This is a genomic window from candidate division KSB1 bacterium, assembly GCA_022566355.1.
Lineage (GTDB): Bacteria > Zhuqueibacterota > JdFR-76 > JdFR-76 > DREG01 > JADFJB01.
Map to the genome: position 1 here is coordinate 1 of JADFJB010000042.1, position 15566 is coordinate 15566.

At 38.6% G+C, this 15566-nt stretch carries 15 protein-coding genes; 1 reads left to right on the forward strand and 14 read right to left on the reverse strand.

The genetic code is table 11. The features are described from left to right. Positions 1–72 precede the first annotated feature (72 nt). From sucD to IIC38_09220, 3 genes are read right to left on the reverse strand one after another with little or no spacing between them, the layout of a single operon-like run. A complete protein-coding gene (gene sucD, locus IIC38_09210) occupies positions 73–945 on the reverse strand; it encodes a succinate--CoA ligase subunit alpha (protein ID MCH8126126.1) in 873 nt (290 codons plus the stop codon). A gap of 54 nt (positions 946–999) precedes the next feature. Further along, positions 1000–2157 (reverse strand): ADP-forming succinate--CoA ligase subunit beta, encoded by a 1158-nt coding sequence (sucC, locus tag IIC38_09215; protein MCH8126127.1) that lies wholly within the window; start codon positions 2155–2157, stop codon positions 1000–1002. A gap of 29 nt (positions 2158–2186) precedes the next feature. Further along, on the reverse strand, positions 2187–3131 hold the full coding sequence (locus tag IIC38_09220) for a carbamate kinase (GenBank protein MCH8126128.1): 945 nt from the start codon (positions 3129–3131) through the stop codon (positions 2187–2189). A 226-nt stretch (positions 3132–3357) separates the two neighbouring features. Between IIC38_09220 and IIC38_09225 the strand changes: the two genes are divergently transcribed. Next, entirely contained in the window at positions 3358–3549 is a 192-nt protein-coding gene (locus IIC38_09225; protein MCH8126129.1) for a 50S ribosomal protein L28, read from the forward strand. Positions 3550–3682: 133 nt separating this feature from the next. Here the strand turns inward: IIC38_09225 and ftsZ are convergent, their stop codons facing one another. From ftsZ to mraW, 11 genes are all read right to left on the reverse strand, one after another. After that, positions 3683–4849, reverse strand: a complete 1167-nt coding sequence (ftsZ, locus tag IIC38_09230; GenBank protein ID MCH8126130.1) for a cell division protein FtsZ — start codon at positions 4847–4849, stop codon at positions 3683–3685. Between the two features lie 106 nt (positions 4850–4955). Next, positions 4956–6329, reverse strand: coding sequence for a cell division protein FtsA (gene ftsA / locus IIC38_09235; GenBank protein MCH8126131.1), 1374 nt, complete (start codon positions 6327–6329; stop codon positions 4956–4958). A 33-nt stretch (positions 6330–6362) separates the two neighbouring features. After that, the gene (locus tag IIC38_09240; protein MCH8126132.1) at positions 6363–7115 is read right to left on the reverse strand and encodes an FtsQ-type POTRA domain-containing protein; all 753 of its coding nucleotides are present in this window, start codon (positions 7113–7115) and stop codon (positions 6363–6365) included. 16 nt (positions 7116–7131) lie between these two features. Continuing rightward, positions 7132–8082 (reverse strand): UDP-N-acetylmuramate dehydrogenase, encoded by a 951-nt coding sequence (gene murB, locus IIC38_09245; protein ID MCH8126133.1) that lies wholly within the window; start codon positions 8080–8082, stop codon positions 7132–7134. A 25-nt stretch (positions 8083–8107) separates the two neighbouring features. Continuing rightward, a complete protein-coding gene (gene murG, locus IIC38_09250; GenBank protein MCH8126134.1) occupies positions 8108–9217 on the reverse strand; it encodes an undecaprenyldiphospho-muramoylpentapeptide beta-N-acetylglucosaminyltransferase in 1110 nt (369 codons plus the stop codon). Then, positions 9207–10361 (reverse strand): cell division protein FtsW, encoded by a 1155-nt coding sequence (locus IIC38_09255; protein ID MCH8126135.1) that lies wholly within the window; start codon positions 10359–10361, stop codon positions 9207–9209. Before IIC38_09255 ends, murG begins: the two co-directional genes overlap by 11 nt. Continuing rightward, a complete protein-coding gene (locus tag IIC38_09260; GenBank protein ID MCH8126136.1) occupies positions 10361–11449 on the reverse strand; it encodes a phospho-N-acetylmuramoyl-pentapeptide-transferase in 1089 nt (362 codons plus the stop codon). The genes IIC38_09255 and IIC38_09260 overlap by 1 nt, the downstream gene beginning before the upstream one ends. 21 nt (positions 11450–11470) lie before the next feature. After that, on the reverse strand, positions 11471–12862 hold the full coding sequence (murF, locus tag IIC38_09265) for a UDP-N-acetylmuramoyl-tripeptide--D-alanyl-D-alanine ligase (GenBank protein ID MCH8126137.1): 1392 nt from the start codon (positions 12860–12862) through the stop codon (positions 11471–11473). A 16-nt stretch (positions 12863–12878) separates the two neighbouring features. Next, entirely contained in the window at positions 12879–14954 is a 2076-nt protein-coding gene (locus IIC38_09270) for a PASTA domain-containing protein (protein ID MCH8126138.1), read from the reverse strand. Next, the gene (locus IIC38_09275) at positions 14951–15388 is read right to left on the reverse strand and encodes a hypothetical protein (GenBank protein MCH8126139.1); all 438 of its coding nucleotides are present in this window, start codon (positions 15386–15388) and stop codon (positions 14951–14953) included. Before IIC38_09275 ends, IIC38_09270 begins: the two co-directional genes overlap by 4 nt. 3 nt (positions 15389–15391) lie before the next feature. Then, positions 15392–15566, reverse strand: a 175-nt coding sequence (gene mraW / locus IIC38_09280) for a 16S rRNA (cytosine(1402)-N(4))-methyltransferase (protein MCH8126140.1), incomplete at its 5' end; no start/stop codon positions are given.

A 15566-nucleotide genomic window follows, 5' to 3' on the forward strand; every position in this document is an offset into this window, starting at 1 on the left:
CATTTATTATTTATATTTCGTACTAATTATCGCCAAAAAAAATGGTAAGCCAAAGTTCGGCATTGGCAATTATCAATTTAAAATTGATTTCATTGTTGAACCTATTTCTGCCGGACTTTCAACAACATGAATATTGGCTGCTTCAAGCGCTGCCATTTTTTCACTTGCTGTGCCTTTACCACCGGATATTATAGCGCCTGCATGACCCATCCTGCGTCCCGGTGGGGCTGTCCTCCCTGCGATAAAGCCAACCACCGGCTTAGTCATATGTTGCTTTACATACTCGGCAGCTTCTTCTTCAGCGGTTCCGCCAATTTCACCAATCATCACAACAGCTTTTGTGTTTTCATCTTGCTGAAATAGCTTGAGTGCATCAACAAAATTAGTCCCGATAATCGGGTCTCCCCCAATTCCAAGACAGGTTGATTGTCCGATACCTAAGATAGTAAGTTGGTGAACAGTTTCATATGTTAAGGTACCACTTCTTGACACAACACCAACTTCACCGGGAGTATGGATAAATCCCGGCATGATCCCAATCTTACATTCACCAGGAGTAATAACTCCCGGACAATTTGGCCCAACTAATCTGGTTGCTCTTGATGCCAAATATTGTTTGGTCCTGGCCATATCTAAAGTTGGTATGCCTTCTGTAATACAAACGATCAATCGAATTCCTGCATCTGCCGCTTCCATAATTGCATCCCCGGCAAAAGCAGGAGGAACAAATATTATGGACGTATTTGCAGCCTCATTCTCAACCGCTTCAGTAACCGTATTATAAACTGGAATTTTTTCTTGAAAAAGTTGCCCCCCTTTACCTGGCGTTACGCCGGCAACTACATTGGTTCCATATTCAACCATTTGGCTTGTGTGATAAGAACCTTCGCCGCCGGTAATTCCTTGCACAACGACTCTTGTTGATTTATTCACCAGAATACTCAATTTATTGCCTCCGAAGATCTTTTATCATTATTAAATAAATACATGTTTCTAGAATTAGCCTATGGCTGCAACTACCTTTTCTGCCGCATCCTTAAAATCATTTGCCACGATAAATTCAAATTCCGACTGATTTAAAATATCTTCTGCCTCCTTTGCATTTGTACCCTGCAACCGAACCACAACCGGTACATTGATTTCAACATTTCTGGAAGCTTGGATTACACCTTTTGCGACTCTGTCACAACGCACGATTCCGCCAAAAATGTTAATTAATACAGCTTTTACATTTGAATCAGCCAGTAAAATTTTGTAGCCATTTTCAACCGTTTCCGCACTTGCACCGCCACCCACATCTAAGAAATTAGCAGGTGATGAACCCGCTAATTTTATTATGTCCATTGTCGCCATAGCCAAGCCAGCCCCGTTAACCATGCAAGCTACTTCACCATCAAGTTTTATATAATTGAGATCATATTTTCTCGCTTCAACCTCCAGGGATTCTTCCTCATAAATATCCCTCATCTCCGCCAAATCCGGGTGCCGATAAAGTGCATTATCATCAAAATCAATTTTTGCATCGAGCGCTAAAACTCTACCGTCTTTGGTTACTACCAATGGATTTATTTCTGCAAGAGAAGCATCTACTATTGATACTGCTTTATAAAGACCGGAAATAAACCGAAAGGAATTTTTAAACTGGCTACCCGTTAATCCTAGTCCAAATGCGATCTTCCTGGTTTGATAGGGCTGAAGACCTAATGCAGGATCGATATATTCTTTTAGGATCTTTTCCGGTGTCTCTTCAGCAACCTTTTCAATTTCAACTCCTCCTTCAGTACTGGCCATGAAAACAAACTTTGAAACGGAACGATCTAATACAATCCCTGCGTAAAACTCACGTTCAATTTCCATTGCTTCTTCGACCAATATTTTACGAACCTTTTTACCTTCGGGGCCGGTTTGATGTGTGATTAAGGTTTTCCCAAGAATTTCAGAGGCAATTTTTTCCGCTTCTTGGGGAGATTTAGCCAGTTTTACACCTCCTGCTTTTCCACGGCCGCCTGCATGGATCTGAGCTTTTATGACGACTTTTCCGCCAAGTTCTTCAGCAATAGCTTTTGCTTCTGAAGCAGTAAAGGCGACCCTTCCCCTGGGAACTTCTACTCCATATCTTTTCAATACTTCTTTAGCTTGATATTCATGAATTTTCACGAATAGCCTCCATATTAATGATATTAATCCTAGTTATGAATTGTAGTTCCTGTTCTTCCTTCTAAAGCGGCTAAATGCTTTTCGACCGAAGTGATAATCACTTTTTTCCCTCCGGATTCTAGAAAATTAATCGCGGAATATATTTTGGGTCCCATGCTTCCTTTAGGAAATTGACATTCATTCAAATATATTTTTGCTTCCTCAACGGTAAGCGAATCTAAATATTCTTGTCTTGGAGTACCGAAATTCAATGCTACTTTCTCAACTGCTGTTAGAAGGTGCAATTCATCTGCTTCGAGTTCTTTAGCTAACACAGCCGAAGACAAATCTTTGTCGATAACTGCATCAACCCCTTCATAGGTTTTTTCTTCGGTAATGTAAACCGGTATACCGCCTCCCCCAACTGTAACAACGATCACTCCCCTATCAAAAAGATCTTTTATTATTTCTTTTTCGACAATTGAAATCGGCATCGGTGAAGGGACTACCCGGCGCCACCCTCTACCGGTGTCTTCTTTCATAGTCCAGTTTCGTTCTTTTTGAATCTTCTTTGCTTGCTCCTCTTTATAAAAACTACCAACAAATTTGGTGGGATTCAGAATTGAAGGATCATTTTTGTCAACAATAACCTGGGCTGGAATTGTAGTAACTTCTCTAGCTATATTTTGCACAATTAACTTATTTTGTAGGGATTGGGTAATCATATATCCCATACCGCCACATAAATCCGCAACCATAACACCAAGGGGAATTGGTGTCACCTTGTCTCTTGTCGCTTCAACTCTTATTAAATAATTACCAACTTGGGGACCATTACCATGTGTAAGCGCCAGTATGCTTCCATCTTTAATTATTTCAGTAATACCTATAAGACTTCTGCGTGTATTAGCAAATTGCTGAGCAATATTGCCATCTTCAAATTCCCGTGTAATTGCATTACCCCCTAATGCAACAACGATCCGCTTTTGAGTCATTATCTTTCCAAATTGAGTATCAACAAAAAAAGCATCCACCTAAACCAGGATGCTTAAAACAAATTTTTTTAAGCAATACCAAAGTGTATCTGTTTAGCAAAAAATAATACCATTAACACCATAATTCATCAATAATTCTATACTCTTTGAAGTGACTAAACTTTTCTTGATTTTCACAAAGCCTTATATTATTTTTACTGCCGATTTAGTAAATAAGGAAATTAACATGGCAAGAAGATGTGATATTTGTGGCAAAGGCCCTTTAACAGGTAACCATGTAAGCCATGCTCACAATTTAACAAAAAGAAGATGGTTACCAAATCTACAAAAAGTTCGTGCTAATATCGAAGGTAAAGTCAAAAAATTAACTGTTTGTACTTCTTGTATTCGTTCCGGGAAAGTACAAAAGGCAGCATAACAATTTTTAGCATGCAAAAAAAAAGCGGATTTCTCCGCTTTTTTTTTGTACTTCTTGCAATATCCCATCATTGTGATTAATTAAGCTTTGTTTTGATAAAATTTCCTTTTAAAAATATTCAAAACAAATATCATTAGGATGTTTCGCCCATTTTCCTTTTGCGCAAATATGCCGGAATATCATAGACATCTACTTCATCGCCACCGTTATTAGAAATCTCTTCTTCAAATACTTTTGCCTCTTTTCGTTTAAAAGCGGGAATATCTAAGACTTTACGCCTTGCGCCAATAATATCTTGAAAAGGATTTTGATTCTCAGAATAATTCTTATTTAGCTCATCATCCAATCCTGTTGCAATCACAGTTACATGAATTTCATCTTTGATTTTTTCATCTATGATTGCTCCAAAGAATATATTTGCTTCAGAGCCTGCGGATTCGGATATAACAGATGCTGCATTTTTTATGTCGTCCAAAGTAAGGTCTAAGCCACCGGTGATATTAATCAAAAGACCCTTCGCGCCTTCCATAGAAATATCCTCAAGAAGTGGACTGGCAATAGCGATAGTAGCAGCTTCTTGTGCCCGGTCTGGTCCTGATGCTTGTCCGGTACCCATCAAAGCAGAACCCATTTCAGCCATTACGGTTTTAACATCTGCAAAATCCAAATTTATCAATCCCGGCACTGTTATGAGATCAGATATTCCTTGGGTTGCATGTAATAAAATATCATCAGCTATTTTAAAGGCTTCAAGAAGCGTGGTGCCTTTTGGCACAATTGAGAACAGTCGTTGATTAGGAATAGTAATTAACGTATCAATTTTTTCTCTTAGTTTAGCTATTCCTTCTAATGCTCGTTTCGCTCGTTTTACACCTTCAAACTGAAACGGCTTGGTAACAATCGCCACTGTTAAGGCTCCCATTTCCTTCGCTATTTCAGCAACCACAGGGGCAGCCCCGGTTCCTGTACCGCCACCCATTCCGGCGGTAATAAAGACCATGTCGGTGTCTGCAATTATTGCAGCTAAAGACTCACGATCTTCTTCGACCGCTAGCCGGCCAATTTCAGGATCAGCACCGGCTCCCAACCCTTTCGTCAGCTTTTTACCAATCTGAATTTTATGGGCAGCATGACTTGATTCCAAAGCTTGAGTATCCGTATTTATTGCGATAAAGTCAACTCCTTGCAACTGAGCTTCTATCATTCGATTTAATGCATTTCCCCCGGCGCCGCCGACCCCGATAACTTTCATCCTGGCTTTTGCTTCAATTTCTTGATCGTAATCTATTGCTATAGACATTGTATTTCCTTCCGCTAAGTTTGCGAGTTTATTATTTTCAAGTTTCCAACCAAAAGATAATTGGTCCATTTATCACCTCTTTATTTATTAAGCCAATTTAAAATTACTAAAATAAATCCTTCACTAATCTTTTCATCCAGCTTAGTATTGATTGGAAATTCTCAGACTCATCACCCTCATCAAGTTGCATATCTTCATTTTTATATGTGAGTCCATAATGAATGAGACCTATTCCGGTTGCATGGATAGGTGATCTGGCAAGACCTACCAAACCTCCGAATCCCTGGGGGATGCCTAGCTTTACCGGTGTATCAAAAATTTGTTCGGCTAACTCTCCAATAGATTCCAACATTGAACCCCCACCTGTTAAAACAATACCGGCGTTTAAAAAATCTGCATATTCAGACCTTTGAATTTCTCTTTTTGCTAGCATTAGTATTTCTTCGATTCTTGGTTGAATAATTTCAGTTAATACTGATTTGGGGACCATGGTTGAAGAGCGACCTCCGACACCCGGAACTTCAATAGTTTCACCATTCATTTGCTTACAGGATAAAGCGCAACCATATTTCAATTTAATTTCTTCCGCCCTGTCAATCGGAGTTCGAAGTCCCTGGGCAATATCATTCGTGACATTTTTTCCGCCAAGACCGATGACTGCAGTATGTCGAATGCTACCTTCGAAAATTAATGCGATATCGGTTGTTCCACCGCCCAAATCGAGTAAACCAATGCCTATTTCTTTTTCATCATCACCTAATACAGCAAAGCTCGAGGCCAGGGGCTCTAACACCAGGCTCCGGGCTTTCAAACCGGTTCTCTGGACACAGCGATAAATATTTTGAGCCGAAGTTACTGCACCGGTTACAATATGAACTTCCGCCTCTAACCGAACGCCTGAAAACCCTACTGGATTTTTAATACCACTTTGATCATCTACAATAAATTCCTGGGGAATGACATGAATAATTTCGCGATCAATCGGCAATGATACCGCTTTAGCTGCATCGATGACTCTTTGAACGTCATCTTCGCTGATTTCACGATTCCCGCCGGATACTGCAACCACTCCCCTGCTGTTAATACTTCGAATATGGTCACCTGCAATACCAACATAGACCGATTCAATTTCAATACCAGACATCAACTCAGCTTCTTTAACTGACTTTTCAATTGATTGAACTGTTTTATCCAGGTTGACCACAACCCCTCTTCGCAATCCTTCTGAAGGGGAAACTCCAACACCGATGATTTTCATGCCTTCTATTTCATCGATTTCTGCAACAATTACTGCAATCTTATTTGTACCAATATCCAAACCCACAATGATTTCTCCCAATTCCCGGTCTTTCCGCAAAGGCTTTCCAGTAGTTGATTGCCTCCATGCATCAGGGTAGGCAGACCGACGATTTCCATTGGATTTTTCCAACGTACTATTGAATAAATCTAAAGAATCGTTAATAAATGTTTTCCTAGTCATATCAAAGTCCTTTTTGGTATTGATTAGTTTATTTCAATTAAAATTAGCAACAACTTGATCTTCGAAACGAAGATCCACATAAGAAAGTTTATTATACCTGTTTTCACTTTTAATTTTATTTATGAAAATAAAATTTTTTTCTGCTTTTTTAGAGAAGTTTTCGCGGCCAAATAAAACAGGAAATCGTCCATCATTGAAGTATAAAACATATCCTGTTTTTGGATCATAATGAACCTCAGAAAAACTTTGATAATAGGCAGTGCTTATCTTTTGATTTGACATCAGCAAATCAATTGCTTTAGTTACACGATCGCTTTTTATGAGTTTTCCTACGTCGTTTGGGAGATCTTCAATCCCAGTAATTACAGGCAAACTTCCCAATAAAATTCCTGTTCCTAAAGGAAGCAGCGTGCCTTCTCTATCTGTGGCAGAAAGTGGCTTGCCGCTTTGTGAGATATATGCGACCGGTTTCCTTTCGATAATATCAATTTGAAGTGATGAAGGTAAACGTCTGGAAACCAATGCCGCTTTAACATAGGGGTGCTTCTCAATAGATTGTTGGATTTTAGCTAGGTTTAGATTTGTAACATTAACCCCATTATCCAAATTAAATTGACCTAATATATCTTCAGTTTTGATAAGCCGGTTACCATTCACTTCTATCGCTTGTAAAGAAAAAGTATCACTAATCGCAACCCAATTATTAATTTGCAAAACAATAAACACCATCCCGATAATTACGACTACCAATGTAGCCCCACGGATTAACTTAATCTTTTTCTTCATGATAAAACTCCTTGATTTAATCTAAATTCTTTAATAAACCACGATCACTCCAGCCCACCAATTGGTTTTCCAAATCAAGTTTGACACCAAATTTTTTATAGACTTTTTCGCGAATAATCTGAATCAGATCATATATATTTTGTGCAGTCGACCTTCCTTTGTTGAGAATGAAATTTGCATGTTTTGTAGAGACGACCGCGTCACCAACCCGTATTCCTTTTAGCCCTGTTTGTTCGATTAATACACCGGCATATTTCCCTGGCGGTCTTTTGAATACACTACCTGCAGATGGATATGACAATGGTTGTTTACTTTTTCTTCGCTGCCAAATTTCATCCATAGTTCTGCTTATGCTATGGCAATCATCCGGTTTCAGTAATAATTCTATTCCAAGTGTAATCTTCTCTGGATCGGTAAATCCTTTGCGATAACCAAATAGGATCTCTTCCTTTCGCAAAGTGTCTGTTTTTCCGTTTAAATCCATGACATCCACAGAAATTAGGCAATCTGAAATTTCACTTCCAAAAGCTCCTGCATTCATGTATACTGCTCCGCCTATCGTCCCGGGAATTCCAATCAATCTCTCCAATCCTCCCAAACACTTCTTTTTCATTTCAATGAGGAAATCCCAAAGAATCATTCCAGTGCCAACTTTTACTGTAAGATTGTCGATGATCAATTCTTTGAATCCCTTTTGCAAATTAACGACAACACCTCTAAAACCTGCGTCACTAATAAGGAGATTAGCGCCTTTACCTATAATGAAAAATGGAATATTTTTTTTTGACACATAATTCATAAAAATACTTAAATCCTCACAACCAGACGGTTCGAAATAAATATCTGCAAGACCACCGACTTTATATGTTGTATATCTTTGCAATGACCGATCTTTCACCAACAGTCCGCGAACCATTCTTCTTAAATCATGAAAAGCAGGATCACGGCGCCATTGATTGGTTTTCATTCTGCGAATTTATATTTCAATCTGATCAATTAAATAAGAGAGTATTGCATAGATCAGAAACAATGTCATGAGCAGCATTTGGCCTCGCTAAACTTTTCATATTCATCTTCATTTTTGAAAGTTTTGCATCATCATTGATTGTCTCTTTAATTGTTTGGAACAGTTTGTCTGCATCAAGATCGCCTTCCAACAGACAAATTGCTGCGCCTTTGGATTCCAAATCTCGTGCGTTGTATTCTTGATGACCGGCAGTTGCATAGGGGAATGGAATTAAAATCGCCGGGACTTCCAAATAAGTTAATTCAGCAATTGTTGTAGCTCCTGCCCGGCAAATACAGAGATTGCAGGCAGCATAAGCGGAATAAATTCGATGAATAAATGGGAAGAGCTTAATCCCGGATTGATCACCAAAAGTTTCCACGATTTTCTTATAATGATTTGAACCGGTTGCCCAGATAATTTGAATGCCACATTCTTGGATTATTTGAGGTGCAATTTCAATCATTAACTCATTGATTTTTAAAGCACCTTGACTTCCTCCAAAAATAAACAAAGTCTTTTTACTTGAATCAAAAGCGAATTCTTGTAATGCTACAAACGGATCTACTGATGAATCAATCTGTCTAACGGGATTACCGAAAACTTTTATTTTTTCTTTGTGCTTAAAATATTTCTCCGAAGATCCATAAGTCAAGTAAATCCTCTTTGCCCATTTGCCTAATAATCGTGTAGAGGCTCCTGGAAAGCTATTCTGCTCATGAATTGCAGTCGGAATTCTTAAAGTAACTGCCGAAGATACAACCGGGAGGCTAACGTAGCCTCCGGAACCTACAACCAAATCCGGTCGTTTCCTCAAGAATTGAAATAATAAATTTATAACTGAAGCCATAAACTCGAGTGGAATTAGCAAATTTTCAAGTGTCAAGTTACGCTTAAATCCTCTGATTCTAATGAAATTAAGCCGATATCCTAGTTGATCTTTCAATCTGTATTCGATGCCTTTTTTGGTGCCCCAAAATGCTATTTCGCAATTTGGGAAACGATTTCTAAATTCTTTTGCGATTGCTAAAGCCGGATATAAATGTCCTGCTGTTCCACCTCCGGCAAAATGAATTCGAATCGGTTTATCTTCCAACCCATCGCCTCGATCTTCTCATAGTATTTGCATGGCTACTCCTGCGCACCAATGACGATTCGTTGTATTGAGAGATGTTTAACAAAATTCCAACACCTGCCAGAGTAGTGATCATAAATGATCCTCCATAACTTATAAAAGGCATGGGAAGTCCTTTTGTCGGCAAAAGATTGCTCACGACACCTGCGTTCACAAATGCGTAAATTCCGATACTTGTTGTGATGCCAACAGCCAGTAATGCACCCGCCTCATCCGGGCAACGACGGGCAATCTTAAATCCTTCCAGGATCAACAATAAAAATAAAAATAAAACCACGGAAGTACCCACAAATCCAAATTCTTCACCAACAATCGAGAAAATAAAATCAGTAAACGGTTCCGGGAGAAATTCTAATTTCTGAGTACTGTTATCTAATCCTTTCCCCCAAAAGCCGCCACTGCCAAGGCTGATTATTGATTGGTTAACCTGGTATGGTAGGGACTTACCATTTATTACTGAATCTAAAAAATCTTTTATGCGAACAATATGGTAATCATGCTTCATCAAAAAAATCGGCACAGTGAGTAAAGCAACGAAACTAAGATGAAGCAAACTTACACCTGCGGTTATAAAGATCACAACACTAATCGCCAGTAAAATAACTACGGAGCCCATATCCGGCTGTTTGATCAACAAAAAAGAGATCAATCCAAGTATGAACAATTGGGGTAATAATCCTTCCTTCCACTTTCTCAGGTATTCATGCTTCCGAATCATTGCATCGCAAAGATAAAAGATCAGCGCCATCCTGAGGACATCAACCGGTTGAAAACGAAAAGAATAAATTTCAATCCATCGTTGTGCATTTCTTTCCTTAATTCCTAAGATTAACACAGCAATCAATAGTCCGATACCTATAAGCAACCAAATTCTAGCACTCTTCAGCCAAAAATTGTATGGAATAATGGCAGCAATAATCAACGCAAACAATCCGATTAAAATCCGGTAAAAATGAAATCGAAAATAAATGGAATCGCTTCCCAATTTTTTATATGCAACATGATGGCTGGCGCTATATACCATTACTAATCCGATGCAAAGCAATAGGAATACCAAGGCAAATAAAAAATAGTTATACCGATTTTCTGTTGCTTGATCTAGCATTATCTGACCTTAAACAATCCCAAACTAAATAGTAAAAGTAAAATCCCAATGATCCAGAACCTGACAACAATTTTATTTTCCGGGATTCCCATGAGTTCAAAATGGTGATGCAGTGGCGCCATTTTAAAGATTCTTTTCCCTCCGCGATACTTGAATGACATGACTTGCAAAATGACTGATAAAGTTTCGGCAACAAAGATTCCACCGATAAAGAGCAATAAAACCTCTTTTTTGAGTAGGATCGCCATTGTACCCAAAGCTGCACCAAGGCTTAAGCTGCCAACGTCACCCATAAAAATTTGAGCAGGATGAGAATTAAACCACAGAAAACCCAGGCAGGCGCCCAGCAGGGCCGCACAAAAGATAGTAAGTTCACCTGCGCCTTTCAGATACATCAGATTAAGGTATTCACTATAATCAACTCTTCCGCTGATATAACTTATGGCGCCCCAAGCCAAACCTGATATTCCAACAAGTCCAACTGCAAGCCCATCTAATCCGTCAGTCAAATTCACGGAATTTGAAGTTGAAATTAAAACAAATACAGAAAGGGGAATGATGATTATTCCTAGGTTAATGATAGAGTCTTTTAAGAATGGGATAAATGTGAGAGAGTGAATCCCTTCATAAACCGGGGAGAACCAAATTACCAAACCCACGAATAAACCTGCAATTAATTGTCCGGCCAATTTATATTTGGCGACTAACCCTTTAGGATATTTTTTAATGACTTTGAGATAGTCATCCAGAAAACCGATGGCACCCATAAAAATAGTTACCAACAAAATCACTTTAATAAACATATTGTCTAATCTAGCAAACAAAATAGTCGGTACAATAATTGAGATCAAAATAATGATACCGCCAAATGTTGGAGTACCGGTTTTGGCCTGGTGGCGTTCAGGAGCTCCTGAATAAATCTCCTCACCAATTTGTTTCTTTTGCATATAAGCGATCACTTTTGGACCAATATAAAAACTGATCAATAAAGCTAAAATTGAGGCTGATGCTGAGCGAAAAGTAATGTAACGAAACAAGTTGAAACCGAAGAAAAATTCTCTCAGCGGGAATAGTAGGTGATATAGCATTATCCGGGCTCCACGTATGTCTCAACTTCTTAAGGTTTCATCTAAATTTTGCAATTCTTGCCATACTTCTTCCATTTGCATCCCTCTTGATCCTTTTATTAAGAGCACATCGTTTTCACGAAGTATTTTTGAAACATAGGATGCTAACTCTCTTTTATCATCAAAATGGAAGGCTGTTTTTTCACCAGCCTCTTTAAAACTCTCCAAGGTATATTTAGATTCAGGTCCAAATAGGAATAAAGCTTCGATACCGTGCTCTACTGCTGTTTTCCCGGCACTTTCATGCTCGATTTTACTTTGGTTTCCAAGCTCCAGCATATCTCCCAGAACTGCCAAAGCCCTACCTTTTCTTCTGTGCGCTAAATAACTTAGTGTTTCAAATGCGGGTATCAGAGAATCAGGATTTGAATTGTAAGCATCCAGAATGACTAAACTCGATCCGAATTCAATCAACTCCAAGCGTTTTGAAATACAGGTAAATTGCTTTAAGGCTTCGGCAATATCGAACTCTGAGATTCCAAAATGCATTCCAACTGCGCAAGCCGCCAAAGCATTGTGTAATTGGTGACGACCCGGAACATGCAATTGAACATTTACCCTATTTTGTAATTTAAATTTTCCAAAGCCATTGTGATCCGTTTCCAAGTCTGTGCCGAAAATATCCGTTTCAGTTGAGAACCCATAAGTTATTTTATGTTTAACAATTTCTGATTCTCGTACAACCCTGGGATCATCGGCATTGACAAACGCGGTACCGCGCTCCGGTAAAGCGTGGAATAATTCTCCTTTAGCTTGTGCTATTTCTTCAATATCAGAAAAATACCCTAAATGGCCAGCACCAATATTTGTTATCAGTCCAAAATCAGGAGCAGCAAATTCACAAAGCCGGGCAATTTCACCGGCGTGATTCATACCCATTTCAATAATTGCGATATCAGTGTTTTTATCGATTTGGAGCAAGGACAAAGGCGTTCCTATTTGATTGTTCAAATTTCCAATTGTTTTTGTTACTTGATACTTTGATCCCAATACTGCAGCTATCATTTCTTTTGTTGTTGTTTTACCATTTGTTCCTGTAAGACCTAAAACAGGTATTGAGAATTTTCGCCTGTAATTTTTTGCAAGAACTTGTAATGATTCCAAAGGTTCATCACATCGAACGATGATGTTTTGGTCAGATATTTTCCAATCCGGCTCCCAGCCTTCTCTGGCTACACAAGCTATTGCTCCTGCCTCGAAAGCCGGATTGATAAAATTGTGTCCATCAAAATTGTCACCGTTAATTGCAAAATAAATATCTCCGGGTTGTAGCGTCCTTGTGTCTATTGAAACCGAGCTTACGTTGCGATTGGGATAATTACCCTCCACTCTTACATTGGGGCCTAACAGAATGACCCAAGTTTCAAATGACATAAAATCCAAGTAGATCTTATCCTGATTTTGGACGACAAATTATCTTACACTCAATTTTATTAGTCTTGGAATTAGCTGTAGGTGATTGAGAAACAACAATTCCACTGCCAATTACCAATGGATTAAATCCTGCCTGCGTTAATATTAAGGCTGCCTCTCTTAAGCTTTTACCACGAACATCAGGCATCCTTTTATTTGAATCATCCAATCTCTTTTTATTTCCCAGGTTCAATTTCACTAACTCTCCGGATAACATTAACGTATTCGGCGCAGGATACTGTGATAGTACATAGTTGCCTTCACCTTCAATTCTTGTTTCAAATCCATAATCTTGTAGAATTGAGGTAGCAATGTCAGTTGATAATTCTGTTATGTCCGGAACCATGATCTTGGATTTTGTATTTTCAACCAGGACAGCATCCGAATCGTCTGACATTAACCCGAGAATCCTTCGCAAAATTCGAGAAAAAATCGGAGCAGAACTCTGGCCTCCGTATATATATGGATACTTCGGTTCATCTAACATTACCAGGCACACAAGTTTGGGATGTTCAACAGGTGCAAAACCAACAAATGAGGCAATGTATTTTGTATCGGAGTATCTATTTGTTTCGGAATTAAACTTTTTGGTAGTACCTGTTTTACCTGCGATATCAATTCCCTCAATGGCAGCTTTTTTACCCGTACCATTTTCAACTACATCTCGCATAAATGATTTCAGCACGGCAACCGTTTCCAGTTTTAAAACCTGACGAATTGTATCTATTTTTGTTTCTTGCAGATCTCTTGGATGATTTGACTCTTGGATTGCTTTTATTAACCTTGGCTTGAGTAAATATCCACCATTCGCAACGGTCGCATAAGCGTTTGTCATTTGAATACTGGTGGCCATTACACCATATCCGATTGATACTCTTACAGCATCGCTGTTACTCCATTTCACGTATTTGGTTAATTTACCCTGATCCTCACCCATCAGATCGACACCGGTAACCCCTCCAAATCCAAATGACCGGCTATATTCGTAAATCCATTTTTTACCAACCTTTTGAGATATTTTAGCAATACCTATATTACTGGAATTAGAATACACTTTTTTAAAGGAAAGATTTCCATATGGCTTATGGTCAGTTATCCAACCACCAGGAAATTTAGATTTGCCATTTTCACAAAATATGATGTCAGTTGGTTTATAAATTCCTTTTTCCAATGCCGCCGATACGGTAACTAATTTGTATGTTGAACCTGGTTCATAAGGATCGACAACCACTCTATTCCTTCGTTCATAAGGTTGAAAACTGGGAAAACTATTTGGATTGAAGTTTGGATAACAGGCCAGGCTTAAGACTTCACCCGTAAATGGATTCATTAAAACCAACATCCCAGCCTTAGCTTTGTATTTTTCAATCCCTCTTTTTAATTCCTCTTCCACAATTCTTTGATAATTGATATCAATGGTTAGGATAACATTCTTTCCATTTACAGGTTCAAGTTCCGGCTTTCCAAGTGTCGGAACCGATCTACCTTTTCCGTCAAAATTGATTGTTTTGAATCCCTTCTCCCCTTGCAGTATTTCGTCATAGCTTTTCTCGATACCTGCCAGGCCTTTATGGTCGATGTTTGTGAAACCAAGTATATGTGATGCAGTTCGTTGATAGGGATAATACCGGCCAATAGTTTTCTCTTTAACTACCGAATTATCCGGGCTTAGCTTTATCTTATTCGCTGTTTGTAAATCAATACCCCTGCCAAGCCATAAAAAACGATCTCTTTTAAATAATTTTAAATAATGATCGATAGAATTGTCAGTAATGTTTGTAAATATTTGAGCTAATTTCTTAGGATTTTTTACATACTTCGGATTAACCCCAAAAGAATATTGTTCAACATCAATTGCAAGCTGATTAAAATTTCGATCATAAATAATTCCCCTTTTCGCCGGCACCTCTACAATTCCTTGCGATTGGCTTTCTGCACGCTTACGATACTCATTGCTATTGAGTACCTGAATGGTGAAATATCGTGCTACAAGTACCAGGTAGGCTATGATTGCCAATATCGACCAAAATGTTAATAACCAACGCCGAATCACTCGATTACTCCATATTTTTTCTCCTGAACCCGCGAATATAAATTCAATAATTCTTCTCGAGATTTATCTTTAGTTAAAAGCTTTTCTCCTGTATTCTCCTTCATCTCCGGAATCTTGTCATATTTCAAAACTGTTGGACTGGAAGATGCATCTATCATTTTGAGCTTTTTCTCTGCGATGTCCCTAATGTATTCCGCGGATGTATATCTCGTCGAATCTATCCGCCATAACGCGTTTTCCTGGACCAACCGGTTATTCAACTCCCCAATTTTCTCAGCGGTTGTTAATGTTTTGCGAATGTTAACCCTCATTAAAATTTGAAAGATCGCTATGATCGTCAAAAGACCAACTACCAGAATGAAGTTTTTATTCTTTCTCGGCTTGATAATCTTTATGGACCTACGTTGTGGATATTTTTTTGATGATTTTAACATTGTCTAAATTCTTTCGACAACTCGCAGTTTTGCGCTGCGAGACCTTGGGTTTTGTAAGATTTCTTCTTTCCCGGGACTGATGGGTTTTTTTGTTAAAATTTTTGCGCTTCCTTTTTTTGCTAATTCATTAAAAAATGTTTTTGTAATTCGGTCTTCAATTCTAGGAAATGAGATAATT